At 68.7% G+C, this 26247-nt stretch carries 22 protein-coding genes and 1 tRNA gene; 6 read left to right on the top strand and 17 right to left on the bottom strand.

Annotation, left to right across the window (positions count from 1 at the left end; genetic code table 11):
* Positions 1 to 37 precede the first annotated feature (37 nt).
* From DMH01_RS37610 to DMH01_RS37590, 5 genes are read right to left on the bottom strand one after another with little or no spacing between them, the layout of a single operon-like run.
* Positions 38 to 1525, bottom strand: coding sequence for an NAD(P)/FAD-dependent oxidoreductase (locus DMH01_RS37610; RefSeq protein WP_125683465.1), 1488 nt, complete (start codon positions 1523 to 1525; stop codon positions 38 to 40).
* Positions 1522 to 2007: an FAD-dependent oxidoreductase gene (locus DMH01_RS37605; protein WP_125683463.1), complete on the bottom strand. Its 486-nt coding sequence runs from the start codon at positions 2005 to 2007 to the stop codon at positions 1522 to 1524. Before DMH01_RS37605 ends, DMH01_RS37610 begins: the two co-directional genes overlap by 4 nt.
* Positions 2004 to 2933, bottom strand: coding sequence for a ferritin-like domain-containing protein (locus DMH01_RS37600; protein WP_125683461.1), 930 nt, complete (start codon positions 2931 to 2933; stop codon positions 2004 to 2006). Before DMH01_RS37600 ends, DMH01_RS37605 begins: the two co-directional genes overlap by 4 nt.
* Positions 2933 to 3748 (bottom strand): SDR family oxidoreductase, encoded by an 816-nt coding sequence (locus DMH01_RS37595; RefSeq protein WP_125683459.1) that lies wholly within the window; start codon positions 3746 to 3748, stop codon positions 2933 to 2935. Before DMH01_RS37595 ends, DMH01_RS37600 begins: the two co-directional genes overlap by 1 nt.
* A complete protein-coding gene (locus tag DMH01_RS37590; protein ID WP_199745776.1) occupies positions 3745 to 4671 on the bottom strand; it encodes an alpha/beta hydrolase in 927 nt (308 codons plus the stop codon). The genes DMH01_RS37595 and DMH01_RS37590 overlap by 4 nt, the downstream gene beginning before the upstream one ends.
* A gap of 44 nt (positions 4672 to 4715) precedes the next feature.
* On the opposite strand from DMH01_RS37590, the gene DMH01_RS37585 reads away from it, so the two are divergent.
* Positions 4716 to 5342 (top strand): TetR/AcrR family transcriptional regulator, encoded by a 627-nt coding sequence (locus tag DMH01_RS37585; protein WP_125683457.1) that lies wholly within the window; start codon positions 4716 to 4718, stop codon positions 5340 to 5342.
* A 93-nt stretch (positions 5343 to 5435) separates the two neighbouring features.
* Here DMH01_RS37585 and DMH01_RS37580 read toward each other — a convergent pair.
* Positions 5436 to 5509 (bottom strand) — tRNA-Thr (locus DMH01_RS37580).
* A 140-nt stretch (positions 5510 to 5649) separates the two neighbouring features.
* Here DMH01_RS37580 and DMH01_RS37575 point away from each other — a divergent pair.
* On the top strand, positions 5650 to 7338 hold the full coding sequence (locus DMH01_RS37575; protein WP_125683455.1) for a hypothetical protein: 1689 nt from the start codon (positions 5650 to 5652) through the stop codon (positions 7336 to 7338).
* Between the two features lie 433 nt (positions 7339 to 7771).
* Here the strand turns inward: DMH01_RS37575 and DMH01_RS37570 are convergent, their stop codons facing one another.
* From DMH01_RS37570 to DMH01_RS37545, 6 genes are all read right to left on the bottom strand, one after another.
* Positions 7772 to 8980 carry a DNA polymerase III subunit delta' gene (locus DMH01_RS37570; protein WP_125683453.1) on the bottom strand — a complete coding sequence of 403 codons (1209 nt, stop codon included), beginning with the start codon at positions 8978 to 8980 and terminating at the stop codon, positions 7772 to 7774.
* Positions 8977 to 11031 carry a dTMP kinase gene (locus tag DMH01_RS37565; protein WP_125683451.1) on the bottom strand — a complete coding sequence of 685 codons (2055 nt, stop codon included), beginning with the start codon at positions 11029 to 11031 and terminating at the stop codon, positions 8977 to 8979. The genes DMH01_RS37570 and DMH01_RS37565 overlap by 4 nt, the downstream gene beginning before the upstream one ends.
* Before the next feature lie 146 nt (positions 11032 to 11177).
* Positions 11178 to 11783, bottom strand: coding sequence for a hypothetical protein (locus DMH01_RS37560; protein WP_233621839.1), 606 nt, complete (start codon positions 11781 to 11783; stop codon positions 11178 to 11180).
* A 13-nt stretch (positions 11784 to 11796) separates the two neighbouring features.
* The gene (locus tag DMH01_RS37555) at positions 11797 to 13017 is read right to left on the bottom strand and encodes a hypothetical protein (protein ID WP_125683447.1); all 1221 of its coding nucleotides are present in this window, start codon (positions 13015 to 13017) and stop codon (positions 11797 to 11799) included.
* A gap of 28 nt (positions 13018 to 13045) precedes the next feature.
* A complete protein-coding gene (locus DMH01_RS37550) occupies positions 13046 to 13819 on the bottom strand; it encodes an ESX secretion-associated protein EspG (protein ID WP_125683445.1) in 774 nt (257 codons plus the stop codon).
* Positions 13812 to 14603, bottom strand: a complete 792-nt coding sequence (locus DMH01_RS37545; RefSeq protein ID WP_125683443.1) for an ESX secretion-associated protein EspG — start codon at positions 14601 to 14603, stop codon at positions 13812 to 13814. Before DMH01_RS37545 ends, DMH01_RS37550 begins: the two co-directional genes overlap by 8 nt.
* Positions 14604 to 14715: 112 nt before the next feature.
* On the opposite strand from DMH01_RS37545, the gene DMH01_RS37540 reads away from it, so the two are divergent.
* From DMH01_RS37540 to DMH01_RS37530, 3 genes are read left to right on the top strand one after another with little or no spacing between them, the layout of a single operon-like run.
* Complete coding sequence (locus tag DMH01_RS37540; protein ID WP_233621838.1) at positions 14716 to 15306, top strand: TetR/AcrR family transcriptional regulator; 591 nt, start codon at positions 14716 to 14718, stop codon at positions 15304 to 15306.
* Positions 15307 to 15310: 4 nt separating this feature from the next.
* Positions 15311 to 15937, top strand: a complete 627-nt coding sequence (locus DMH01_RS37535) for a VC0807 family protein (protein WP_125683441.1) — start codon at positions 15311 to 15313, stop codon at positions 15935 to 15937.
* Between the two features lie 11 nt (positions 15938 to 15948).
* A complete protein-coding gene (locus DMH01_RS37530) occupies positions 15949 to 17466 on the top strand; it encodes a carboxylesterase/lipase family protein (RefSeq protein ID WP_125683439.1) in 1518 nt (505 codons plus the stop codon).
* 81 nt (positions 17467 to 17547) lie between these two features.
* Here DMH01_RS37530 and topA read toward each other — a convergent pair whose 3' ends face one another.
* Entirely contained in the window at positions 17548 to 20445 is a 2898-nt protein-coding gene (topA, locus tag DMH01_RS37525) for a type I DNA topoisomerase (protein ID WP_199745775.1), read from the bottom strand.
* Between the two features lie 269 nt (positions 20446 to 20714).
* Here topA and DMH01_RS37520 point away from each other — a divergent pair, with 269 nt between their 5' ends.
* Positions 20715 to 21527 (top strand): serine protease, encoded by an 813-nt coding sequence (locus DMH01_RS37520; RefSeq protein WP_125683437.1) that lies wholly within the window; start codon positions 20715 to 20717, stop codon positions 21525 to 21527.
* 237 nt (positions 21528 to 21764) lie between these two features.
* On the opposite strand, the gene DMH01_RS37515 is transcribed toward DMH01_RS37520, so the two are convergent.
* The 4 genes from DMH01_RS37515 to DMH01_RS37500 all read right to left on the bottom strand — a co-directional run bounded on the left by DMH01_RS37515 (position 21765) and on the right by DMH01_RS37500 (position 26042).
* Positions 21765 to 22376 carry a hypothetical protein gene (locus DMH01_RS37515; protein WP_125683435.1) on the bottom strand — a complete coding sequence of 204 codons (612 nt, stop codon included), beginning with the start codon at positions 22374 to 22376 and terminating at the stop codon, positions 21765 to 21767.
* A 34-nt stretch (positions 22377 to 22410) separates the two neighbouring features.
* Positions 22411 to 22995 (bottom strand): hypothetical protein, encoded by a 585-nt coding sequence (locus DMH01_RS37510; protein WP_125683433.1) that lies wholly within the window; start codon positions 22993 to 22995, stop codon positions 22411 to 22413.
* A 91-nt stretch (positions 22996 to 23086) separates the two neighbouring features.
* Positions 23087 to 23632: a hypothetical protein gene (locus DMH01_RS37505; protein ID WP_233621837.1), complete on the bottom strand. Its 546-nt coding sequence runs from the start codon at positions 23630 to 23632 to the stop codon at positions 23087 to 23089.
* Positions 23633 to 23747: 115 nt separating this feature from the next.
* Positions 23748 to 26042: a sodium-translocating pyrophosphatase gene (locus DMH01_RS37500; protein WP_125683431.1), complete on the bottom strand. Its 2295-nt coding sequence runs from the start codon at positions 26040 to 26042 to the stop codon at positions 23748 to 23750.
* Positions 26043 to 26247 lie beyond the last annotated feature (205 nt).

Below are 26247 nucleotides of genomic sequence, written 5' to 3'. Positions count from 1 at the left end.
CTCATCCCGGCGGGGGACGGCGGACTTCAGCCAGTGTTCACCGGCCGTCCGCGAAGGCGTAGTCGTCGAGGTCGAAGAACCGGCTCGTCACCATCGTTTCCAAGGTCGGCGAGGCACGGAAGGGCACATCCCCGTTCGCGTCGAAGTAGTAGCTGTTGGCCAGGGAACAGCTGTCCTGGAAGAAGACCTGGTGCTTGCGCCGCTCCAGCATGCTCCGGAAGTACCGGTCGTTGGCCTCGTTCGTGACCTCGACGCGGGTCGCGCCGGTCTTCCTTGCGTTGCGCAGGCAGCGGACGATGTGCGCGGTCTGCGTCTCGATGAGGTTGAAGTACGAGGAACCGTTGTAGCCGTAGGGCCCGAGAATGGAGAAGAAGTTCGGGAAGCCGGGGACGCTGACGCCCTGATAGGCCTGGAACCGGTTCTCCTCCCAGAACTTCTCCAGATCGGCACCTCCGGATCCGCGCACGGTGAAGGCGGGCATGTTGCCCTTCTCGAACACCTTGAACCCGGTGGCCAGCACCAGGACGTCGACCGGGTGCTCAGTGCCGTCGGTGGTGCGCACCCCGGACTCGGTGATCGCGTCGATGCTCGTGGTCTCCAGCGAGACGTTGTCCCGGTTGAACGTCTGGAGGTATTCGTTGGAGAAGCTCGGCCGCTTGCACCCCAAGGCGTAACGCGGGGTGAGCTTCTCGCGGGTCACCGGGTCCTTCACCGCGCGGCGCAGATGCGCGCGCCCGATCCGCTCCCCCGCGCCGGCGGTCGGCAGGAGGTTGTGGAAATGCGCGGCCAGCGGGAAGGTCACCTCGACGAGTGCCTGGCTGGCCAGGCGGGACACCAGTTTCGCGCCCGGCAGCCGGCGCAGCGCGAGCCTGGCAGGCCGCGGCAGGACGGCGTCGGGTTTGGGCAGGCACCAGATCGGCGTGCGCTGGAACACCGTCAGGTGACCCGCCTCCGGCGCGATGGACGGGATCACCTGCACGGCCGAAGCCCCGGTGCCGACGACGGCGACGCGTTTCCCGCGCAGGTCGACGCCGTGGTCCCAGCGCGCGGTGTGCATGACCGTGCCCCGAAACGCGTCGAGCCCGGCGATGTCCGGCGGCTTCGGCTGGGTGAGCACGCCGGTGGCGCCGACGACGAACCGTGCCGTCATCGCCCAGCCCTCGGCGGTTTCGAGGCGCCACAAGTGCGTCTCGTCGTCGAAGGTCGCGGAGACGACCTTGCTGCCGAGGCGCGTCCGACGGCGGATGTCGTACTTGTCGACGCAGTAGTCGGCGTACGCCTTCAGCTCGCGGCCCGGCGCGTAGACCCGCGACCAGCCGGAGATCTGCTCGAACGAGAACTGGTAGCTGAACGACGGGATGTCCACGGCGACACCCGGATAGGTGTTCCAGTGCCAGGCGCCGCCGACGCCGTCACCCTCTTCCAGCATCAGGAAGTCTTCGAAACCGGCTCGGTGCAGCAGGATCGCGGCACCGATACCGGAGAAACCCCCGCCGATGATCGCGATCTCGTGGTCCGGCGTCATACGGGGAGTCCTTCCTTGGCGAAACGCGAACTGGCGCCGAGCACGACGACGTCGGCCTGGTGCTCGATACCCTCGGCGGTACGGATGCCGCCGGGCGCGAAGGCGTAGACCGGCCAGGTGATGAGCTTGCACCCTGGCCTTGTGAGCGCCCCGTAGTAACTGAGACCCGGCGCCGTCCGTCGCGAGCCGAAGCGCCGGTCCGGCGTCAGGAGCCTGCGTATCCACGGGTCTTTCACCTGCCAGCGCAGGAAAACCCGGGCGACGGTGATGCCGAGGACGCTCGGTCCGGGGACCGGCATCGGCACGACCCAGTCGGGTTCTTCCTGGAACACCTTCACCGAACGCGCGGTGGCCGCCACTTCGGGCACGATCTGCGCCGCCTCGCGGCCGGGTGCGACCACGGCCACCCGCTGCCCGGAGAAGTCGTGCCCGAACCACTCGGTGCCGCGCAGCACCTCGCCCCGGAATTCGCCGAGGCTCATGACGCGACCGGTTCGTGGGTGATCTCCTCGGTCCACGAGTGCGGCTTTCCCAGCAGCCGCGCGGGGATCAGGCGGGTCACCTTCACCATCGGGTCGGCGAGCACCCGGTGGTAGACGTGCGAGCGGTCGACGATCATCGCCGCCTGCGCCTTGAGCACGTGGTACGCCGGGATGCGTTTGGTGAACTCGCCGCGGCCGCCGATGGTGGAGAACCGCTTCACGGCGTTGTACAGCTTCTTCTCCGGGAGACCCATCGCGACGATGTTGTCCCGCATCTTGTTGATCAGCGGGACGAACACCACGATCAGGCCGAGGACGATCTGGGGTTTGAGCGAGCCGACGGATTCGGTGAGGATCTTGGTCGTGGAGCCGGCGCCGATCAGTTCCAAGACCTCGAAGTCCGCCGTGATGTGCCGGGACTCGTCGGAGTTGATATGCCGGAACACCTGGTGGCACACCGGATCGGAGACCTCTTCCAGCAGGAACTTCACCAGTGCGCCGTCCAGCGCGCATTCCAGCAGCGGGATGAGCGTGGCCAGCGCCGTCAGCGGGAGCGTGTCGCCGTAGTCGTCGAGGACCTTGATTGCGAGCTTGACGTTGATGTTCGGCTCGGGCATCGAACCGTGCTCGTCGAGCATGCCCCAGCGTTTCATCAACGCCAGTTCCGCGTTGGCGTGCTTCTGTTCCTCCGCGTGGAAATAGCGGTAGATCTCCTGGATCACCGGGGTCGGCGCCTTCTTGGCCAGCGAGGCGAACCCGCGGGCGCCGACGTGCTCGATCCACACGAGATCGGCCATGAACGGCCGCATCTTGGCGCGGAGTTCGTCGGTCATCGTCTCCGCGCCGGGCGCGTCCCAGTCGATGTCGGCCAGCGACCACTGCTTGTCCTTGATGGTCTGGAGCATCGCCTCGAAGTCGTAGGCCATCACTTCTCCTTTTCGGCGGGCAGGAACCGGCCGAGCAGACCGGCGACCCGCGTGTACGGGACGGGCACGAAACGCTTGGCGTGCCAGAGAAGCTGTGCGTCGGGTTGCGGCACCACGTACAGGCGTCCGCGATCGTGGGCGTCGAGCGTCATCCGCGCGACTTTTTCGGCGGAGAACCCGACCACGTCGGAGACTCGCTGCGCGAGACCGCGCGCGCCGTCTTCGATGAGCTCGCCGCCGAAGATGTTGGTGCGTACGAAGGTCGGGCACAGCACGGTGACCGCGACACCCGTGCCGGACAGTTCGGCGGCCAGCGTTTCGGAAAGGCTGACGACGCCCGCCTTGCTCACGTTGTACGCGGCCATCCGCGGCGCGGCGGTGAAGCCGGCCGCCGAAGCGACGTTGATGACGCCGCCCGCCTGCGCCGCGCGCATGGCGGGGACGAAGGTGTGGCAGCCGTGGATCACGCCCCAGAGGTTCACACCGAGGGTGCGTTGCCAATCGGCCAGCGGGCTTTCCCCGACGAGCTTGCCACCCGCGCCGATCCCGGCGTTGTTGACGACGAGGTCGGGGTCGCGGCCGAACCAGGATCGCGCCTGGTTCGCGAGCTCGGCGACCTCGTCCACAATGGACACGTCACAGCCGATGGCGACCGCGTTCTCGAGCGTTTTCGCGGTTTCCTCGGCGGCTTCGAGGTCGATGTCCGCGCAGACGACCCGGCTGCCGCGCCGGACGAGTTCGGCCGCGATCGCCCGCCCGATCCCGCTGCCCGCGCCGGTGACGACCGCGTGCGCTCCGTGGGTCCGTTTCGTCATGCCGCCCTCACGATCGCCGGTAGGTTTCCGGTGAGGAAGCGGCAAGCCCGCTCCATCGCCGGCGCCGCTTCGGGGATGAAGCGGGTCAGTGCCTGGAAGACGTGCATCTGGCCGGGGACCACTTCGAGTTCGCAGTCGGCGCCCGCGCGGCGCAGGGCCCTGGCGAGTTCGATGGCGTCCGCGGCGAGCATTTCCAGCCCGCCCGCCTGGATGATCGTCGGCGGGAAACCCTTGATGGCGTCGAAGGCGAACCGCAGCCGCGTCGACGCGAGGTCGGCGTCCACTGTGTACAGACCGACCAGCCGCGCGGCCGCGGCGGCGGAGATCATCGGGTCCGGGCTCATACGTTCTCGTTGGGCGGCCAGCGAGAACGTCACGTCGAACAGCGGCGAGAAGAGGGCCAGCGCGGCAGGCGGGTCTTTTCGCTCCCGGATCAGCTGCGCGGCGAGATCGACCGCGAGATGCCCGCCCGCGGAGTCGCCCGCGACGAGGATCCGGCGATATCCCTGGTCGAGGAGCCGGTCGTAGGCCGCGCGGACGTCGTCGGCGGCGCTCGGGAAACGATGCCGCGGCGCGAGCCGGTACTCGCAGGCGAAGACCGGCAGCCCGGTGCCAGCGGAGACCCGCGTGGTCAGCCCGCGATGCGTACGCGCCGAGCAGAGCGCGTAACCGCTGCCGTGGATGTAGAGGACCACGGCGTTGCCCTCGCTCACTTCGGGCGCGCGGACCCACTCGCCGCGGATGCCCGGCTCGACGCGGCTTCCCTTCAACGGCGGTGAAGCCAGCCACAAGCTGCTCGCGATAAAAGCGCGGGAGAAGGCGACGCCTGCCCGGTTGGCCGGGATCGCGTTGGCGATCGGCCGCACGAAAGCGGACGTCAGCGCGGCGGCCAAACCGGGTCGCAGGCCATTCTGCGGTCGCATGCCCTCAGAATGATTCCGAGGGCACCTGCTGTCAAGATGGAGCGGTGACCGCGTCCCGCCGCTACAGCGGCAAGACCGCCGACGAACGCCGCGCCGAACGACGACTCGCCCTCCTCGGCGCCGCACTCGACATCTGGCAGGAACAAGGATGGGCGGCGGTCACCATGCGCGGCGTCTGTGCGCGGGCGAACCTGACCGACCGGTACTTCTACGAGAGCTTCGCCAACCGCGACGCGCTGCTCGCCACCGCCTGGGAACAGGTCCGCGACGAGACCCTGCGGATGGTCCTCGACGCCGTCGCCGCCCACATCGAGCGACCCGCCCTGGAGCAGCTCCGCGCCGCCCTCGACGTCGTCGTGCACCACGTGCAGGAAGAGCCGTCGCGCGCGCAGATCCTGTTCGGCGACCACGCCGGCAGCGCGGTGCTGGAGCAACTCCGGCGGCAGACCGTCCAGGAGACCACCGGCCTGCTGATCGAACTCGCGCGGCCGCATCTGAAGCCGGACGTGGACGGGCTGGAGTTCCGGGTCAACGTCCTGCTGGGCATCGGCGGTTTCGTCGAGATCATGCTCGCGTGGCGCTCCGGACTGCTCGACGCGGACGCGGACACGCTCGTCGATCACCTCACCGGAGTCGGCACTTCGCTGTCGCGGATGTTCCTCAAGGGGTGACACCAACGGGTGAACTTCCGGCGCGAGCTCTCCGCTGGGCCGGAAATGCGTCAGGGCCCCATCCGGATGTCCGAATGAGGCCCTGACCTGCGGAGCCGCCTAGGGGAATCGAACCCCTGACCTATTCATTACGAGTGAATCGCTCTGGCCGACTGAGCTAAGGCGGCGGACATCGGGCTCGCACCCGATGACGGAGACAAGTGTAGCGGAGGCTTGAACGTCACCTTCGAGGGCCACCGTCGTTAAGGTCCTATGACGCCGGTCTCAGTCCCCCAAGATCGGCCCATCCCCACTGGAGGACCTGTTCATGCGGCAACGACTGCCCCGTGTGCTGGCGCTTCCGGCCGCCGCGGCCCTGCTTCTGCTGACCGCGGCCCCGGCGACGGCCCAGACGATCCCGACCACGCCGATCCCCGATCCGGCGAACCCGGGACAGCCGCCGATGTCGGCGCCGATCGGGCCACAGCCGCTGGGCAAGGCGGTCGGTGACGCGGGTGCGGCACTCGGCGTCCTGCGGTTGCTGCCGAACGCGGTGCCGACCAGCGCCATCCTCCCCGGTGCGGGCGAGATGCTGCCGAAGCAGTCCGCGCTCGAGGCGGGGATGGGGCTTTCCAGCGCGCAGGCCAACTCCGAGGCCTACCTGAACTACGAAAAGGCGATCGCGCAGTCGTCGCCGTTCGGCCTGTCCGCCGCGGGCAACGCGCCGCAGACGCCGGGCAGCCTCGTGCAGACGGCCCTGCCGGACAACCCGAAGCCGATCAGCGGCGGCCTCAACGCGCCGAAGAACCCGCTGTTCAACCTGGGCCTGCTCAACGGCGAGGCGCACGCGCGCTGGAGCCCGACGCTCGGCCCGTGCGTCGGCACGATCGCCGACTCGAGCACGTCGATCGCGAACCTGGCCCTGCTGCCGACCATCCCGAACATCCCGGACGCTAAGCAGCTGACCCAGGCCAGCGACCAGCTCCAGGCTGGCCTGTCCGCGCTTGGCCCGCTGGCGAACCTCGGCGGGCTGCTTTCGGGAACCAGCACCAACGCCGACGGCAAGGGCGCGGTGCTGAGCCTGCCGAACACGCTGTCGTCGCGTTCGGTCGTGCGGCTGGTCGACATCCCCGGCTCGAAGAACAAGGCCGTCGAATCGACCTCGACGCTGCAGGCGGCCAACATCGAGCTGCTGAAGGGCACGCCGCTCGGCCTGACGATCAAGGTCGCCAGCCAGCCGACGCTGCGGGTCACCTCGACCGGCGACAAGAAGACGTCGAAGGTCGAGTACACCGCGCCCGTGCTGCAGATCGTCCGCGGCGACAAGGTGCTGTTCACCCTCGACGCGAACAACCCGACCAAGGACATCCCGATCGGGATCCCGCTACCGTCGCTCAAGCAGGTCCCCGGCTTCGAGCAGCTGAAGAACGTGCCGGTCGTCGGCGGGCTCGCCGAGATGATGGACGGTGCCACCAAACACCTTCCGGGCGGCGAGGCCGGGAACGGGCTCACCCTCGACCTCGGGGTGCTGAAGCTGTCGATCGCCGGGCTGAACCAGAAGTCGAGCGACATGACCTCGCCGTTCAAGGGCTTCCAGATGGGCGCCTCGGCGCGGCTGCTGGACCTGCAGATCCTGCCGACGACCGCGCTGCAGAAGGCGCTACCGCCGGAGGCCGCGAAGAACCTCCCGTCGTCGCTGGCCCAGGTGTCGCTCGGCGAGCAGATCGCTCGCGCGTACGCGCCGGCCGGTGGTGTCGAGTGCGGCACGGCCACTCCGCCGCCCGCGGGCAACAACGGTGGCGCGGCGCCGAAGGGTCCGGTCAAGAACCTGGCCTACACCAACGCGGCCTACGACACGGTGCCGATGTTCTGGACGGGTACGGCGATGCTGCTGATCGGTGTCGTGCTCGTGGCCGCCATGCCGGGACGCCGACGGCTCGCGGTTGTTCCGGTCGCGAAGAACTCGCCGGGGTTCAAGCCTTCGCCGCGGCCGCGCTCTCTGGACGCGGAGGACTAGACGGGGCGAGGAGGGTGATGAACGGTCCTTTCACGCCTTGCCCCCGCGTGAGAGGCCCGTTCGTACCTCGAAGTCGCCTTTAGGCAGTGGGGCCTTCGCCGCTTTGATGCGGTGAAGGCCCCTTTGCTTTGGTCTGGAGGATTCCGGCGCGGCCGCTTACACACCCGCTCCCGATTTCCTCGCCTGAGGTCCCCAATGTCGCATCAGGGACGCTGAGCGTCTCAAATGCGACATTGGGAACAGTCCCCGCCGCCGCCCCCGCGAATCCGAAGCGCCTTCACTTACCCACAGCACTTGTCCACAACCATCCCCACCTGTGGACAACTCCCGCGACCAGCCCTTTTCCCCCTCCACCCCCGGTAGACTGGACTCGGGGACGCCCCCCTGGGACGGGCGGGGGCTGGGGTCAGGGCGGCAAGCAGAGCCGGGCGGGTCAGCCTTGGCGCAGGGTGGTGACCATGGCTTCGACGGCGATTCTCGGCTTCACGTTCAGGTCGATGGCCTCGCGGCATTCCAGGACAGCTTCGAGCCGCCGCAGGATCGAGTCCGGTGCCCAGGCGGAGGCGGCCTGCGCGATTTCCGAGGCGTGGTCCGGGTGGTTCAGCGTCGCGCCCGCGCCGCTCGCGGTCACGAGCACGTCCCGGTAGAACGCGGCCAGATCCACCAGCGCGAGGTCGAGAGTGTCCCGCTGGGTTCGGGTCGCGCGGGACTTCTGGCGCTTCTCGAGCTGCTTCACGGCGGCTTCGGCGGCTCGTTTCGCCCCGGAGACGCCCTTCCCGATGCCGTCGCCGCCCATCGCGGTACGGAGTTCGGAACGCTCGGCCTCGTCGCGGACCTTGCTCTCCTCGCCCGCGTCGGCCTCCGCGGCGCTGATCAGCTGATCGGCGCAAGTGAACACATCGGACGGACGGCGCAGGCCGAGCGGGATCCGCAGCACGGTCGCCCGCCGCTGCCGGGCCGCCTCGTCTGTCGCGAGCCGCCGCGCACGGCCGACATGTCCACTCGAGACGGACGCGGCCCACCGCGCACGCTCGGGATCGATGCCGTCCCGCTCCATGAGCACCTGCGCGATCGCCTCCGGCGGCGGCGTCCGCAGCGTGACCAGACGGCACCGCGAGCGGATCGTCACCGACACGTCGTCCGGGTGATCCGACGGCGCGCACAGCAGGAACACCGTGCGGTCCGGCGGCTCCTCGACGGCCTTCAGCAACGCGTTCGACGCGCCTTCGGTCAGCCTGTCGGAGTCCTCGATGATCACCACCTGCCACTTCCCGGTGGTCGGGCGGCGGGCGGCGGCCTGCACCAGCGAACGCATTTCCGCGACGGAGATCGAAAGGCCTTCCGGCACGACGAGTTTGACGTCCGCGTGCGTCCCGGCCAGCACGGTGCGGCAGCCAGGGCATTCGCCGCATCCGGTGCCGGTGCTGCACTGCAACGCCGCGGCGAAGACCCGCGCGGCCGTCGAGCGCCCCGAACCCGGCGGACCGGTGACCAGCCAGGCGTGCGTCATCGCGCCGGGCGCGACGGGCTGGTTTTCGACGATCCGCGCGGCCGCGGCCGACGCGGTGGAAAGCGTGCGCGCGGCGGGCTCCTGGCCGACGAGCTGCTTCCAGACACCGATCAGCGCAGGGGCTTCCGTCATCTCACCTCGACCTTTTCCTCCGCCGGGGCGAGCCCGGCGAGCCTGCCGACGAGCACCGCGCGGATCGCCGTCCGCACCCGGTCGCTCACCTCGTCCTCGGTGCCTTCCGCGTCGACCACGACGTACCGGTCCGGGTCGGCGGCGGCCATCTCCGTGAGCAGATGCTGCACCCGCCACTGCGCGTCCAGCGACGCGGACTTCCGCATCACCGTGCCGGGATCGGCGTCGAGCAGGATGGTGATGTCGGGCCGCAACCGGCCGGTCGCCCAGTCGGCGAGCCCTTCGAGTTCCTGGCTGTCCAGCCCGGCGACGGCGGACAGATGCGCCAGCGGCGAGTCCACGAACCGTTCCATCACCACGACGGACCCGGCGTCGAGCGCCGGCTGGATGTCCCGTTCGACGATGTCCGCCCGCACCGCGGCGGCGGCCAGCGCCTGCGCCCGCGCACCGGACAGCGAAGCACCGGAGAGGAGCTTCGCGAGCCGCTGATCGTCCAGCGCCGGGTCGGCCGCCAGCACGACCGGACGCGTCCCCGCGCGCAGCCATTCGGCCAGCCGCGCGGCCTGCGTCTCGGTGTTGATCGCCCGCGTGCCTTCGAGCGCGATCAGCAGCCCGTTCACACGACGCGGGCTGCGGCGCAGGGCGTTGCGGAGGTCGGCGAGGATCGGCTCCGCCCGCCGATCGTCCATCTGCCGGTACGCGAAGATTCCGGCGAGCAGCGCGAGGATGCCGCCGCCGATCATCACCGGCCGCGTCCCGTCGATCGTGATCGTGCTCCCCCACACGGAGATCGCGGTCGGCTGCACGAGACTGATCAGCACGGGCACCAGGATCGTCGAGCCGAACAGCACGATCTTCATCAGCGACTGGTAGATCGCGTTGATCCGGCCGCGGATGGAATCCTCGATCCGCGAACCGATGATCGTGACGCCGGTCAGGAACGCCGTCCCCGCCCAGACCCCGACGGCGGCGACCGCGACCAGCGAAACGGCGAGATGCGGCGACAGCGCCACGACGACGAGGCACAGGCCCGCGGCGACGATCGAGATTCCGAACAGCCGGTCGTGCGCGAGCCGCCGCGCGAGCTTCGGGGCCACCGCCATCCCGGTGGCGAGCCCGAGGAAGACGGCGAGGACGAGCAGGTTGAACGCCGCGTCACCGGCGAGCAGGCTGGACGAGTACGGCTTGGCGGAACCGATCACCGCGCCACCGGCGGCGAACGCGCCGAAAGCGCCGATCATCAGCCCGCGGACCAGCGGCGTCGTCCGCACGAACCGGGCGCCGTCGGCGATCATCTGCCGGAAGCCGAACTTCTCTTCGTCGGCGGACTTGACCTTGGGTTTCTCGACCGAGTGGACGTTGCGCAGCGACAGCTCGGGGATCCGGGTCGCGATCACGATCGCGCTGGTCAGGTACAGCAGGCCGGTGATGACGACGGCGATCTTCGCGATGCCGAGCTGGGCGTCGCCCTGGAAGAAGTGGAACGTCGTGTTGCTACCGGTGAGCACGGCGTTCGCCCCGGCCGCGGTGATCACCGCGAGGCCGTAGGTCATCACCATGCCGAGCTGGTTGGCCGTCTCGACCTGGTCCGGACGGCGCAGCAGGTTCGGCACCGCCGCGTCCTTCGACGGGATCCACATCATCGAGCAGCAGCCGACCAGGAAGTTCCCGACGAACACCCACCACGGCGTGCCGACGAACGCGATCGACAGCAGGAACCCGCACCGGCCGAGGTCGCAGAGCACCATCACCTTGCGCCGGTCGAACCGGTCGGCGAGCAGCCCGCCGAGCGGGGCGAACAGCAGCCCCGGCAGCAGCGAGGTCAGCACGACCCCGACGAACGCGAAGTTCTGCGCGGCGTAGTTGTCGGTCAGTTTGGTGACCAGACCGGTCAGCGTCAGGAGGTTCAGCCAGTCCGCGACGCTGCACAGGTACGAGACACCCCAGATCCGGCGGAACGGCTTGATCGCCAGCACCCGCCGCACGCGGTGCATGGTCGAAGCGTCACGCCCCGACGAATCACCCGTGCCCGCTTCGGGCACCGACTGCACGCCCTCGCTGATACGCCCACCCCACTAGTCACGCGGCGCCGAGGTGCGACCCGGGTCAACACCGGGTACCCCGACCGTACGGCCAGGGTATCCCGATGGGTGAGGTATGGACGGACGGCCCCGTCCGGCGCTATCCGCCGGACGGGTTACCCGAAGATCCCCGCGATGCTGTTGAACAGGCTGGCCAGCAGCTGGATGGCGAGGACCGCGAAGACGATCATGAGGGCGATCGCGATCATGACGCCCGCCGTGTTCGACGACGGTTTACCGAGCCGCGGCATCTGCATGGAGCGCTTTGCCTGCCGTACTTCGACTTCGGCCTCTTCGTCGACCTCGACCGGCTCTTCCTGCTTCAAACGCCGGGGCTGGCGGATCAGCTGGGAAGGCCTCGACGGCCAGGTGCGCTGCTGGGGCAGGATCCCGATCGGCGCAGCGCCTTGCTCACCGACCGTGCTGACGATCTTGGCGGGCGACTGCGCGGCGGTCTGCTCGGGGCCCGGGCTCTCGGCGGGCCGCTCGTCCGCGAGCATGGCCGCGTTGACCATCCTGCTCACCACTTCGGGGTCGTGCTGTACCGGTCCCGGCACCTGCACGTGGACGTCGTCGGCTCCCGCCGGCGGGGCTGCCGGGGCGGTCGTGACCAGCCCGGACAGCGGATCGGCGAACCTGTCGCCCGGAGGATCTGCCTGAGTGCCGTCGCCTTTCACGAAGTCGGGGGCATCGAAGAAGGGAGTTTCGCCCTTCCCGCTCATGGTGACCACCTCACTACGGAATGTCCTCTGCTTCCAGGGTAACCACCTCGGCCCGCCGCACATCCGCCCAATGGGCCAGATAAATGTCACGCGCCGCGAGGCTGATCTTCACATCCTCCAGCAAAGGTTCGAAGAAAGAACGCCGGTACCGGGCATCTGTCGCGGTCGATGCGGCGAAGTACAGACCGGAGAAGACGGCGAGGAAGACGGAGACGTTGACGAGCGCGGAACTCACCGGAAGGGGGACACCCAGCAGTGTTCCCGGCGCCGATTCCCGGCCGGCGAACTCGGTCACCACCTCCGGGGTGAGGATCAGCACCCCGAACACCACGAAGAAGGCGAACACCAGCACCCCGAACGCCACGATCTGCACCGCTTGGGCGAAGAACAGCACCAAGGCGATGTTCAGGCGCTCGATCTTCGTCAGCGCGCGCCGGTCCGGCGGAGGCGTGTCGTCGTCGAACGGCGTGCCGCGCAGGACGGCCGCCCCGGGTTCCACGGTCCAGGACTTCAGATCCTTGATCTCGTCGGACAGCATCGACGCCAGGAAAACCGCGCCGATCAGGACGAGGAAGCCCGCCACCAGCCACAACCGCCCGGGGGTCAGCCGCTCCACGGCCTGCCACAGCTCGGCGGTGAAGAAGCTGAACATCACCACCAGCAGGAGCAGCGGCAACGCCCGCGACGCCAGCGTGCCGATGGCCCTGACCTGGGCGACCGCGCTCCGTGCCGCCCAGGTCAGGATCGAACCGACGCCGATCCGGACCAGCAGCATCAGCACGCCCAGCGCGGCGAGGTTGGCGAGCACGGCGATCCACAACGGGTTGTCCCACGCCACCAGCCCGGTGAGCCGCTCGCCGAGCGGCAGCACGAACAGCCAGAAGCCGATCGTCGCCGCCATGACGGCCAACCGGACCCTGGTGCGGCTCAGCACGCGGAGCAGCTTCGCCATCAGACGGCCGGCGATCACCGGCACCACGACCACGGCGAACGTCAGCGCCAGCACGCCGAGGACGTAGCCGACACCGCTGGCGCGCATCCTGGCCGCGAGCACCTCCTCGGGGACGTCGAGCAGCTTCAGCAGCCCGGCCAGCAGCAGGTCGAGCAGGCAGAGGAACACCAGTCCGGGCGTGGACCGGCGCAGCATGCCCGCCCCGCGCCTCCGCCGGTGGATGACCATCGGCAGCCCTCGCCGCCGGAACCACGCGTCGGCCGCGCGCCGGTCCAGGTCCATGCCTCCCCCTCGTCTCGCCCCATGGCGGCTACGTCCGGCTCAAGTCCACCGCCTCGTGCAGCCAGCCCGCCAGTGCCCGGCGGTCCATTCCACCGAACATCAGCCACCCTTCGGAAGGGGCGGCGTACAACACGAACCTCCCCAGATCGTTGTCGACGATCACGAAGCCGTAGTCCGGGTACTCGGCGTTTAAGCCACCGAAGGCGACCAGATCGAGGATCGCCGTGCCGGTCCGCGGCCGGCTCAGCGTGTCCGCGACCAGGCCGACCTCTTCGTCCTGGCCGGGCAGCGGCACGCCATGCCCGTCGATCCTGATGCGCATCACCTCGGTCTCACCTGCGGGGACGTGCGGAAGCCCGCCGAAGACGCGGGCGCCCAGCTCGCCGAAGTCGCTGAGGCTGAACGTGGTCCGCCGCCCGGACCTCATCCGCCAGACGACCGCCTGGTGCCCGTCGCCGTAGCAATCGACGCGCACCGACCGGGGCGCGGACGCGAAGACGCCGGTGAGGACGCCTCGCACCGAACCCCGCAGCATCACGCCGTGCATCCGGACCGCCGCGGGATGGATTTCGCCGTTCTCCATCAGACCGGCCTCTTCGAGCATCGCCGCCTTGGCCGCGTACCGCTCGGCCTGGGTGACGAGATCCCCCGGCTCGTCGAACGACGGGCACAGCCGTCGGATCTCGTCGTCGGTGATCTCCGGGTCGTAGCCCAGGTACACGCTCCGCCGCTCGGGCACGGCGCGCAGCACCGGCTCGGCGGCGCGCCTCATCAGTTCCTTCACGGTCGCCGGTTCACGCATGGTTCTGCACCGCCTTCACGATCCATTGCTCGGCCGTCGACCGGCTGGCCGGGCCCCAGGTGAGCGTCCAGCGGCCGTCGCCGTCCATCGCCGCGCTGAACTGGTAGCGGCCGAGGTCGTTGTCCACCAGGCCGAACGCGCCGTGCGGGTACTCGGCGAGGATGGAGTTCCGCACCGCGAGATCGACGAGGACCGTGCCGTGCCGCGGCCGCGAAGCACCCTCACGGATCACCTCGACGGCTTCTCGCGCCCGCAGCGGGATCAGGCCGCCCGCGTCCGTCTCGATGCGCACGGTCTCGCCGGTGCCGGGCGGATGGTCGGGCAGCCCGTCGAACACCCAGCCCGGCAGCGCGCTGAGGAAACCGGACCTCAGCCGCGCTCGCCTGCCGAGCTTGTTCAGCACCGTGGTGTAGTCCTCGTCGCCGAAGAACCGGACCTCCCAAGGCTCCGCGCGCGACGGGAAAACCCCGGTCACCACGCCGCGGATGAACCCGCCGCGCAGCGCGCGATACAGCCCGACGGCCTCGGGCGTGACCTCACCGCCGGGGGCCAGCCCGATGGTCGCCATCCCGCTCACGAACCGGGTGTACTGCTCCACCTCCTCGGCCAGGGTGAGCCCCGGCGTCGGCTCCTCGTCGGCCAGGACCGGCGGCACGGAGAGCTCCGGATCGTAGAACTCCATCACCGAGGGACGCTCCGGAACCTCGGCGGCCAGCGGGGCGATGACCTCGTCGATGACGTCGAAGACAGCGGTCGTTGAAGTGCTCACATGACCATTGAACACCCTGGTACCGACAATTTTTAGAACTTTTGTTCGAACGGGTGAGGTCGTTCGGCGAGCGGTCGGTGAGCGGTTTCCGGTCGACAGTTTTGCTCACCTGAGCTATTTTTTGCTCATGCAAGCAAAAGCGAGGTCGTTCACCGAGAGTGCGAGACGCGCACAGATCGTGGCCGCGGCCATCGAGACGATCGCCGAGCTCGGCTACACCCGCGCGTCGTTCGCCCGGATCGCGAAACAGGCGAAGCTGTCGAGCACCGGGCTCATCTCGTACCACTTCGCGAACAAGGAAGAACTCGTCCGCACGGTCCTCGAAGACGTCTTCCGCGAGATCGGCGCGTTCATGGCCGAGCGGATGAGCGAGCCCGCGTCCGCGAGCGAGGCGCTGCGGACGTATCTGGAGGCGAACCTCGAATTCGCCGCCGCGCAGCCGACCCGGATGCGCGCGTTGCTGAACATCTTCCTCGGCGGCGCACTCGACTACGACCCCGCGAACGAGCGGGCGGCGCTGGAACCGGTCGAGCGCATCCTGCGCTGGGGCCAGGAGTCAGGCGAGTTCCGGGAGTTCGACGTCCACGTGATGGCGACGACGATCCGGCGTGCGGTGGAGGGCCCGGTGTTCCTGCTCGCCGGGACAACGGAACCGGATCTCACCACCTACGCGGCCGAACTGGTGACCCTCTTCGATCTCGCGACCCGGAGACAGTGATCCCGTGATCCGTCAGTGGAGTGTGGTGCTGCTCGAAGTCGTCGTGCCCGTCGCCGGGTACTACGTGCTTCGCGGCTTCGGCGTCAGCGCGCTGTTCGCGCTCGCCCTCTGCGCCCTGCCGACGGTTCTCTTCGTCCTCTACCGGGCGATCCGATGGCGGAAGATCGACACGCTCGCGATCTTCGTGCTGACGATCTTCGCGGTCAGCGCCGGATTCTCCTTCGTCACCGGCAGCCCGCGGTTCATGTTGGCGAAGGCGGGCTGGGTCACCGGGGCGATCGGCGCCGGATTCCTTGCCTCGCTGCTGTTCTCCAGGCCGCTCGCGTTCGGCATGGCCCGCTCGATGGTCGCGAAGAGCCGGTTCGCGGAGACCCTGCGCCCTCGTGAATGGGACGAACTATGGCCGCGGCACGCGTGGTTCCGGCGAGCTTGGCGGGTCGCGACCGTCCTGTGGGGCGTCGCCCTGATCGCCGATGCCGCCGGGCGGGTCCTGCTGGCGTACACGCTGCCGGTGGATTCCGTTCCCGCCCTCGGCACCGCGCTGTACGGCGTCACGTTCGTCGCCGTGCAGGTACTGCAACACCTCTATTTCCGCCGCGTCGGGCTGTGGCGCCGTCTCGCGGCCTCCTGAAAGGACCTCTCATGCATCTCCTGCTGGCCATCGTCACCGGCCTCCTCACGCTCGTCGCCCCGGCGGACCCGCTCGTCGTGCGCACCGACTCCGGGCCGGTCCGCGGCCTGGAATCCGGACCGACCAGGACGTTCAGCGGGATCAGGTTCGCCGCGCCACCCGTCGGCGAGGATCGCTGGAAGCCGCCGCGCCCGCCCGAACCGTGGAAGGACGTCGCCGACGCGACGAAACCCGGCCCCGCCTGCACCCAGTACCTGCCGGGCAGCGCCGAGGACTGCCTCTTCCTGAACGTCACCGTGCCGCGCGACGCGGGGAGCCGCCGCCTGCCGGTGCTCGTCTGGCTGCACGGCGGCGGCTACACCATGGACGCGGGCAGCCTCTACGGCGCGCAACGGCTGGCGGATCAGGGCGACGTCGTCGTGGTGACGACGAACTACCGGCTCGGCGTCTTCGGCTACTTCGGTCTTCCCGGCCTCGCGGGTTCCGGCGATTTCGGGCTCATGGACCAGCTTTCCGCGTTGCGCTGGACCCAGCGCAACATCTCCGCGTTCGGCGGCGACCCGCGGAACGTGACACTGGCCGGGCAGTCCGCCGGCGGGATGAGCACCTGCGCGCTGCTCACCTCGCCCGCCGCGGCAGGCCTGTTCCACAAGGCCGCGATCATGTCCGGCTCCTGCCTGCTGAACTGGCCTCCCGGCGGTCTCATCCCGAATCAGCCCGCGCAGACCCCGTACTCGCCGCTCGCGAAAACCGAAGCCGACGGCGCTGCGATGGCCGCGAGCCACGGCTGCGAAGGCCCGGACATGCTCGGCTGCCTGCGTCGTCTTCCGGCCGCGGATCTGCTGAAGGACCACCAGTCCTTCGCCAATCACCTGACCTATCACACGCCCTTGCTGCCGTCCGATCCCGCGAAAGCCTTGCGGCAGGGCGCTTTTCATCGGGTACCGGTGATTTCGGGCGGCACGCACGACGAGATGCGCGCGTTCATCGCCGGTGTCGAGAAACTGAAGCCCATCACCGAGGAGCGCTATCAGGAGTTCCTGCGCAAGACGTTCGGCGAGCACGCGGACGAGGTGGCGGCGAAGTATCCGTCGCGGGACCACCTTTCGCCCGCCCTGGCCTGGGCGACGGTCACCACCGACCGTTCATGGGCCTGTCCGACGGCGGACGGGAACAGGTTGCTGTCCCGGAGGACCTCCGTGCACGCCTACGAGTTCGACGACAAGAACGCGCCCAACGTCAACGGCAACGACGTGCCCACCGTGCCGCACGGCGCGGCGCACGCCCTCGACCTGGTCTCTCTGTTCGAGCTCAGCGGGGTCGAAAAGTCGCTGGACGAGGCGCAGAAACGTCTTTCGGCGCAGATGATCGCGTACTGGACGACCTTCATGCGCACGGGTGATCCGAACGGGCACGGCTCGCCGCGGTGGGACTCCGATGTCGTGCTGTCGCTCGCGCCGGACGCGATCCGTCCGGTCGCGCACGACGCCGATCACCGGTGCGGCTTCTGGGCGGGCCTTCGCTCCTGACTGGCCTGTCCCCGCGTGCAATGAAGGGGCCTTTCATAGCAAATTTTGCTATGAAAGGCCCCTTCATTGCACTTGAGGGAGCTACTTCGTCTTCGTGGCCGTCGAGCGCGTCGAGGGCTTCTTCGCCGCCGCGGTCTTGGTCGCGGTCGACTTGGTCGCGGTGGTCTTCTTGGCCGCGGTCGACTTGGTGGCCGTCGTCTTCGACGCCGCCGTCTTCCGCGCGGGAGCCTTGCGCTTGGGCGCCGGGCCCTTCGCGCGCTTCTCGGCCAGCAGCTCGGCGCCGCGCTCGGCGGTCAGCTCCTCGATGCTGTCCGACTTCCGCAGCGTCGCGTTGTACTCGCCATCGGTCACGTACGGACCGAAACGGCCGTCCTTGACCACCATCGGCTTACCGGACACCGGGTCGTCGCCCAGTTCCTTCAGCGGCGGCTTCGCGGTCGCGGACCGGCCACGCTGCTTCGGCTCCGAGTAGATCTTCAGCGCCTCTTCGAGCGTGATCGAGAACAGCTGGTCCTCGGTCGTGAGCGAACGCGAGTCCGTGCCCTTCTTCAGGTACGGCCCGTAGCGCCCGTTCTGCGCGGTGATCTCGTCGCCGGATTCCGGGTCCTTGCCGACCACGCGCGGCAGCGAAAGCAGCTTCAGCGCGTCTTCGAGGGTCATCGTCTCGATCGACATCGACTTGAACAGCGAGCCCGTCCGCGGCTTCGGCTGCTTCGCCTTGGCGGCCTTCTTCTGCGCGGCGGTCGCGCCTTCGGGCAGCGGCTCCGGCTCGGGCAGGAGCTCGGTGACGTACGGGCCGAAGCGGCCCTCCTTCGCCACGATCTCGTGTCCGCTGACCGGGTCCTTGCCGAGTACGCGGCCTTCCTGCGGCGTCGCGAACAGCTTCTCCGCGATGTCCTTGGTCAGCTCGTCCGGCGGCAGGTCCTCGGGCAGGTTCGCCCGCTGCGACGTCCCGTCGACCTCGCGCTCGAGGTACGGCCCGTAGCGGCCGACCCGCACGACGACGGTGTGCCCGTCGGCGTCGGTGAACAGGGGGATCGAGTTGATCTCGCGGGCGTCGATGTCCTCGACGCCCGAGCCGACCAGCTTCTTCAGCCCGCCGAGACGGCCGACCGAACCGTCGACGCCCATGTCTCCGCCGAAGTAGAACTTCGACAGCCACTGCGTGCGGTGCTCGTCACCGGCGGCGATGCGGTCGAGCTCGTCCTCCATGCCGGCGGTGAAGTCGTAGTCGACCAGCCGCTCGAAGTGCCGCTCCATCAGCCCGATCACGGCGAACGCGACCCAGGACGGCACCAGCGCGGAACCCTTCTTCCACACGTAGCCGCGGTCCTGGATGGTCTTGATGATCGACGCGTACGTCGACGGGCGGCCGATGCCCAGCTCTTCGAGCTTGCTGACCAGGCTCGGCTCCGAGTAGCGCGCCGGCGGCGACGTGGTGTGCCCGTCCGGGCTCAGCTCGGTCGCGGTCAGCGCCTGGTCCTTGGCCAGCTGCGGGAGACGGCTCTGCTTGTCGTCCGCCTCGCCACCGCTCTCGGTGTCGACGGCCTCGACGTACGCCTTGAGGAACCCGGCGAAGGTGATCGTGCGGCCCGACGAGGCGAACGTGACCTCTTCGCCGCTGGTGGCGGTGCCGACGATGCGCACCGACATCGTGGTGCCCTTCGCGTCCGCCATCTGCGACGCGATCGTGCGCTGCCAGATCATCTCGTAAAGGCGGTACTCGTCGGTGTCCAGATCCTTCGCGACCTGGCCCGGCGTGCGGAAGACCTCGCCGGAGGGACGGATCGCCTCGTGGGCTTCCTGCGCGTTCTTCACCTTGCGGGTGTACTGGCGCGGCGACGGCGAGACGTACTCCTTGCCGTACAGCTGCGTCGCCTGGCTGCGCGCCGCCGAGATCGCCGACTCCGACAGCGTCGTGGAGTCGGTACGCATATAAGTGATGTACCCGTTCTCGTACAGCTTCTGCGCGATCCGCATGGTGCGCTCGGAGGTGAACCGCAGCTTGCGGCCCGCCTCCTGCTGCAGGGTCGAGGTCATGAAGGGCGCGTACGGCTTCCGCGTGTACGGCTTCTCCTCGACGCTCGCGACCTTGAAGTCGCGGTTCTTCAGCGCCTCGGCCAGCCGGACCGCGTCGGCCTCGGCCAGCACGCGGATCTCGTTGTTCGAAGCCTTCAGCTGCCCGTCCGAGCCGAAGTCACGGCCCGTGGCCAGACGCGCGCCGTCGACGGCGATCATCCTGGCCGGGAAGGTGCGCGGAGACGCATCGGCGCCGGCGTCCATCGTCGCCGAGATGTCCCAGTACGACGCCGAGGTGAAGCGCATGCGCTCGCGCTCCCGCTCGACCACGATCCTGGTCGCGACGGACTGCACGCGGCCCGCCGAAAGCTTCGGCATGACCTTCTTCCACAGCACGGGCGAGACCTCGTAGCCGTAGAGCCGGTCGAGGATGCGGCGGGTCTCCTGCGCGTCGACCAGGTCGCCGTCGAGCTCGCGGGTGCTGTCGGCCGCGGCCCGGATCGCCTGCTCGGTGACCTCGTGGAAGACCATCCGGCGCACCGGGATCTTCGGCTTGAGGGTCTCCAGCAGATGCCACGCGATGGCTTCGCCCTCGCGGTCGGGGTCCGTGGCGAGATAGAGCTCGTCGACGTCCTTCAGCAGGCTCTTCAGCTCGGTGACCTTGGACTTCTTGTCCGGCGTGACGACGTAGAGCGCCTTGAAGTCGTTGTCGACGTCGACCCCCAGCCGTGCCCACGACTCGCCCTTGTACTGGGCGGGGACGTCGGCCGCACCGCGAGGGAGGTCGCGGATGTGTCCGACGGAGGACTCCACGACGTAGTTACCGCCGAGGTACGGGGCGATCTTGCGGGCCTTGGTCGGCGACTCGACGATCACCAGCCGACGACGGCCCGCGCCGTCGTCCGACGCCGCGGTCTTCTTCGTCCGTGCTCCTGCCACGCTGTCCTGCTCTCCGCTCATCTTCGGCGCCTTCGCGCCGCCTCTCGACCCGTCAGTGTGCACGCTCGCACCGCCCGGACCACGGCTAGGTGGCGCAACACGCCGCCGATCGTGTGTCCAGCGCATCGCCGCTGACCTCGTCGATGTTTCCTTTCAACACCTAGCACGTGATGTCCGACACGTCCGCCTGGGGTCCCGCGTGACGGGGCGAACACCCTCCGTTCGACGGTGGTGGCTCCCCGCCCGCCAACGCTTCACTTGATGTCCACGCCGACCCGAAAGGACTCCACGTGACCCGACGACTCCTCGGCACGCTGTTCGCCATGCTGACCGCGTCCGCCCTGGTCGGCACCGCGCCGGCCCAAGCGGCCACGACCACTTTCGCCGGAACCGTGGCGTTGTCGAACTGCTCCGGGTCGGTGGTCAAACCGCCCGAGGCGAGCCTCGACGACCCCGCCCTCGTCCTTTCCAACGGTCATTGCCTGCAAGAAGGTTTCCCGGACCCCGGGGAAGTAATCGTCGACAAGCCGTCTTCGCGGACCTTCAGCCTGTTGTCCAAGGACGGCCGCTCTTCGCTCGGCACGCTCAAGGCGAAGAAGCTGCTCTACGCGACGATGACCGACACCGACGTCTCGCTCTACCAGCTCGACACCAGCTACGCCAAGATCAAGTCGACCTACGGTATCGCTCCGCTGACGCTCTCGCCGACCCGTCCGTCGGCGGGCATCGGAATGGACGTGGTGTCGGGTTACTGGAAGAAGATCTACTCCTGCAACGTCGACGGCTTCGTCCACGAGCTGCGCGAGGCGAACTGGATCTGGAAGGACTCGATCAGGTACACCTCGGCGTGCAAGACGATCGGCGGGACCTCGGGGTCGCCGATCGTCGAGAGGTCGACCGGCAAGGTCGTCGGCGTCAACAACACCGGCAACGAAAGCGGCCAGCGGTGCACGATGAACAACCCGTGCGAGGTCGACGCCGCCGGGAAGGTGACCGTGCGGAAGGGCATCAACTACGGGCAGCAGACCTACCAGCTGACCTCCTGCCTCTCGCACAGTGAACTCGACCTGTCGAACCCGAACTGCCGGGCACCGAAACCCTGACCCAATTGCCATGAACGGTCCGTTCCTTGCGAAATTTGCAAGGAACGGACCGTTCATGGCGTTTACGGGAGCGAGCGTGGCGGTCCCAGAGGTAGCGAAGGGCTCCATACCTACCCTCAAAGTAGGCAAGGAGGCCTTCACGGACTTGCCGAGGTAGGCAGGGAGCACCGGTACCGAGCCCGGCCAGGTCTCGTGAGTGGTGACGATGGTTCCCACCGTCCTCACCACTCACGAGCTTCAGACGGCACGGACCACGGGCACCAGGCTCGGCCAAGCGGGCTCGGCACCCGCCGGCGCGTCTCCGATCAGCTCCAGCACGTGCGCGAGCCGCCTCCGCCCGGTGACCCGGAGCAGTGCCTCTTCACCTTTCTGCACCTTCGCCGGTACGCCCAGCTGGGCCAGCGCCGTGATCAGCCGCTCGTGCGTCTCCGGCGCCTCCGGATCCAGCGCGAGCAGGTAACCGTTGCCCTGGGGACTGCCCGCCGCCAGCGCCCACATCCTCAACATGGCCCCGTCGAGCCGGAAGCCCTCCGGCAGGACCTTCTCTTCACCACGGCTCCAGCGCTGCTCCAGGGGCAGCAGGTCGACCCGGAACGGCGTCCTCACGAGCGGCCGCCCGCATTCGGCGGCCGAGACCTGCGCCTCCGCGCCGCGCCGACGGCATTCCCTGGCGAGGGCACCCGCCCGCCACGGCTCGTCGACCACGGCGGACAGCCGCGCGGCCGTCCGCCCGAAGCCCGCCATCCGCCCGGGCCCGCACAGCACGCCGGCGAGGTCCGCGAGCCCCGGCCCGCTCGCCTCCGCCGAGAAGAGCGAGATCGTCCCGTCCACCCGGACAGAATAGAACACAAGTTCGAGTCATGGCCAGTGATCGGTGGGTGACTCAGCGAGGTTGTTTGACCAATTCCTGGCAAATCGGGATCCGGCTGCTCGCCGCGGCGAGCTGAGGGACGTCGTTAATGCCCCTGAGAAGGTCGAGGCGGTCTAGTTCGTCGAGGGACGTCCTCGCGTCGCGAAGCGCCGTTTTAGTCGCTTCGGGGTCGCTTGAGGAGTCGAGGCGGTGGCGGACGTCGTCGGCGCGGGCGCGGATGCCGGCGAGCTGAGCGATGGCGGACGCGCGCGAAGTGTCACCGCCCGCAACCGGCGCCGGACCGAGGTTCTCGAATGCGGCGGACGTGCGATCCAGCCCTTGGACCACCGAGGTCATCAGCTCGCTGGAGGTACGGGAAGCCTGCTGCGGCGTGCTCGGATCGACGCTGGGCAGCGTCGCCAGCGTCCGGACGAGACCGCCGGCCGCGCCGCAGTATCCCTCCGTCCAAGCGGAGGCGGGGTCGGCCTCCGACGCGCTGACCGTCGCGAGACCTTCTTGTCTGGCGTGGGAAGTCACCGCGGGCTGCTGCCCGCACCCGGCGAGGCCGAGTCCGATACCTGTTGCTAGCGCGGCAAGGACGGTGAACCGCGGCCGCACGAAAACACCTCCCGACCTGACGACTTCCCGGCTGACCCCCGACGGTACCGATACCGGGGGGCAATGCAAATCAACGCGGCGGAAAGAACGGTCAGGAAGGCAGCTTCTTGCAGTTCGGGGCCTGCGCGGCCAGTGTTTTCAGCGAACCGTTCGTTTCCAGCTGCTGGAACGGGTCGGGCATGTCGTTGATGTCGGATCCGATCTGCCGGAAGGAAACCGCGGCGGCCGCCACGGCGGCCTTGTCGTCCTTCGGCGCCGCGTCGAGCGCGGCCTTCGCGGCGAGCACCTTGTCCCGGATCGGCGTCAGCGCGTCGACGATGCTCTTGCGCGCCGCGTCGGCTTCCGCGCTCGGCGCCTTACCGAGCTGCCCCAACCCGGTGACCGCGTTGTCGAAACCGGGCGCGAACACCCCGAAGGCCTCGTCCATCACCTTCCGCGCACTGGCGACGTCGTCCTGCTCGAAGTCGGGCATCCTGAAATCGCCGATCTTGGCGAAGTCGATCAGCGAACCGCAGAAACCGTCCATCCAGGAACTCCCGGCCGCGGGCGCGGGAGGAGAAGGAGCGGCCGCCGGCTCCGCGCCACCACAGCCCGCCAGCAGGAAAGCGGCGGCGAACAGGATGATCGGACGCCTCATGGCAGGGACTCCCCCGGATCGGATCGGCGTGACGCGCAGACATTAGCCTGCGCCGGACAGACGCCGGGCCCGCCACGGGAGATCGTGGCGGGCCCGGCGGGCGGAACTTTCGGAGTTACGCCTTCGCTTGCGCGGGGTTGTCGGAAAGAACCGACTCGCGCCGCTTCGAGACGACGATCGCGGCGACGATGATCGCGACAGCGACCAGCGAGATCCCGATCCGGACGGCGACGTTCGCGTCCGCGCCGATCGAGAACTGCACGACCGCCGGGGCGATCAGCACCGACACCAGGTTCATCACCTTGATCAGCGGGTTGATCGCCGGACCGGCGGTGTCCTTGAACGGGTCGCCCACGGTGTCACCGATGATGGTGGCCTCGTGCGCGTCCGAACCCTTGCCGCCGTGGCTTCCGTCCTCCACGAGCTTCTTCGCGTTGTCCCAGGCACCACCGGAGTTGGCGAGGAAGATCGCCATCAGGGTGCCGGAAGCGATCGCACCGGCCAGGTACCCGGCGAGCGCGCCGGTGCCGAGGCCGAAACCGACCGCGATCGGGGCGAAGACCGCGAGCAGACCGGGCGTGGTCAGCTCACGCAGCGAGTCACGCGTGACGATGTCGACGACGCGGCCGTACTCGGGGCGGGTGGTGCCCTCCATGATCCCCGGGATGTCACGGAACTGGCGGCGCACTTCGTAGACGACCGCGCCGGCGGCACGGGACACCGCGTTGACCGCGAGACCGGAGAACAGGAACACGACCGCGGCACCGATGATCACACCGACCAGGGTGTTCGGGCTGACCACCGAGTTCACGAAGAAGTTCACCGCGCTCGTGCTGGCCTCGGCTGCCTCCGGGATCGACTTCAGCGCCTTGCTGATCGCGTCCTGATAGGACCCGAACAGCGCCGTCGCCGCGAGGACCGCCGTGGCGATCGCGATGCCCTTGGTGATGGCCTTGGTGGTGTTGCCGACCGCGTCGAGTTCGGTGAGGATCTGCGCCGCGTCCTCGTCGACGTCGCCCGACATCTCGGCGATGCCCTGCGCGTTGTCCGAAATCGGGCCGAAGGTGTCCATCGCGACGATGACGCCGACCGTGGTGAGCAGACCGGTACCGGCCAGCGCCACGGCGAACAGCGCGACACCGCCACCGAGCAGGTACGCGCCGAACACAGCCGCGCTGATGACCAGCGCGGTGTACACGGCGGACTCGAAACCGACCGAGATACCGGCCAGGATCACCGTCGCCGCACCGGTTTCGGAGGACTTGCCGACCTCCTTGACCGGCTTGTGCTCGGTGCCGGTGTAGTAGCCGGTGAGCTTGAGGATGACCGCCGCGAGCACGATGCCGATGATCACCGAGATGGTCGCGATCAGCGCCGGGCTACCGGGCTCGTTGGTGGCACCGCTGGTCAGCTCGGAGAACGAACCGGGCAGGTAGACGAACGCGGCGATCGTCGAGAGCACCGCGGAAATCCCCGCCGAGATGTAGAACGAGCGGTTGATCGTGACCAGACCGCCTTCACCCGCCTTGGCCTTGGTGATGTAGACACCGATGACCGCGGTGATCACGCCGATGGCGGGAACGATGAGCGGGAAGATCAGGCCGTGCACGCCGAAGGCCGTGCTACCCAGGATCAGCGCCGCGACGAGCATGACCGCGTACGACTCGAAGAGGTCCGCCGCCATACCGGCGCAGTCGCCCACGTTGTCACCGACGTTGTCGGCGATGGTGGCCGCGTTGCGCGGGTCGTCCTCGGGGATGCCCTGCTCGACCTTGCCGACCAGGTCCGCGCCGACGTCGGCGGCCTTCGTGAAGATACCGCCGCCGACACGCATGAACATCGCGATCAGCGCGGCACCGAAACCGAAGCCCTCCAACACCTTCGGGGCCTGTCCGGTGTAGACGAGGACGACCACCGCGGCGCCGAAGAGGCCGAGACCGACGGTGATCATGCCGACGACGCCACCGGTGCGGAAGGCCAGGCGCATCGCCTTCTCGCGACCGCCTGTCTCACGCGAAGCGGCCGCGACACGCAGGTTCGCCTGCGTCGCCAGCCACATGCCGAGATAGCCGATCGCGAAGGAGAATCCGGCGCCGACCAAGAAGAAGATGGACCTGCCGATCTTCTCGTTCCAGTCATCGGCCGGCAAAGCGAAGAGCAGCACGAACACGATTCCCCCGAAGATCACGAGGGTGTTGCGCTGCCGTTTGAGATAGGCAGCCGCGCCTTCCTGCACTGCCTTCGCGATGTCCTGCATCTTGGAGGTGCCCTGGCCGGCGGCCAAGACCTCCTTGAGCAGAACGTAGCCGATGACCAGTGCGGCAAGGGCGACCACGGCGATCACACCGACGATGGTGTAACCACCTCCGGAGAGCGTGAGTTCGCCCTCCGCGAGGAACTGCCGGGACATTCGTCCTCCTGGAGACGTCGCCGTTGGCCAACGACGATCCGCCGATGGAGCCGGCGTTCCGACGTTGGCATGGGGATCTGAGCCGAACGTCACGCTAGTCGCACTGCAAGGCACGTCTCACATGACGCTCGCCACAGACGGTGTGGATTGCGGGAGTGTATTGGTAGTGGGATGGCGGGCGGCAAGCCGTCCCCGCCACCGTACG

It is taken from the genome of Amycolatopsis sp. WAC 04182 (assembly GCF_003947465.1).
Taxonomy (GTDB): Bacteria; Actinomycetota; Actinomycetes; order Mycobacteriales; family Pseudonocardiaceae; genus Amycolatopsis.
This window is presented reverse-complemented; position numbering and strand designations above follow the sequence as displayed.